At 56.8% G+C, this 380-nt stretch carries 1 pseudogene; it reads right to left on the bottom strand.

Features of this window, described 5'->3' with window-relative positions:
* Positions 1-337: pseudogene (locus EN862_RS35030) on the bottom strand (sugar ABC transporter permease); the annotation flags it as partial.
* Positions 338-380 lie beyond the last annotated feature (43 nt).

The raw sequence follows: 380 nt of genomic DNA, 5'->3' as shown, positions 1-380 counted from the left end.
AGAACGGCGAGATGACGAGGATGCGGACGATGCCTTGTCCCCACATCGGCTGGTCGATGAGCATCGCCAGGAGGATGCCGCCGACCACCGTGATCACCAGCACGCTGACGACGATGGTCAGCGTGTTGAGAATGGCCGCAAAGAATGCCGGGTTGGAGTAGAACAGCTTGTAGTTGGAGAACCAGACAAAACCGTCGCGGATCGGGTTCAGCGGATTGTATTGCAGGAACGAGAACCAGAGCGTGAAGGCAAGCGGCACGATCATCCAGACGAACAGTAGGATCACCGATGGCGCCATCATGAAGCGGGCAAGCGAACGGGTCTGCTGAGTAGCCATGACGGTCACCCTCCAAATGTCAGCCGGATTTTAGAGTTGTTTC

It is taken from the genome of Mesorhizobium sp. M2E.F.Ca.ET.219.01.1.1 (genome assembly GCF_004016445.2).
In the GTDB taxonomy this organism is placed as follows: domain Bacteria; phylum Pseudomonadota; class Alphaproteobacteria; order Rhizobiales; family Rhizobiaceae; genus Mesorhizobium.
The sequence above is the reverse complement of the archived record's forward strand: the minus strand, read 5'-3'. Positions and strand labels throughout refer to the sequence as shown.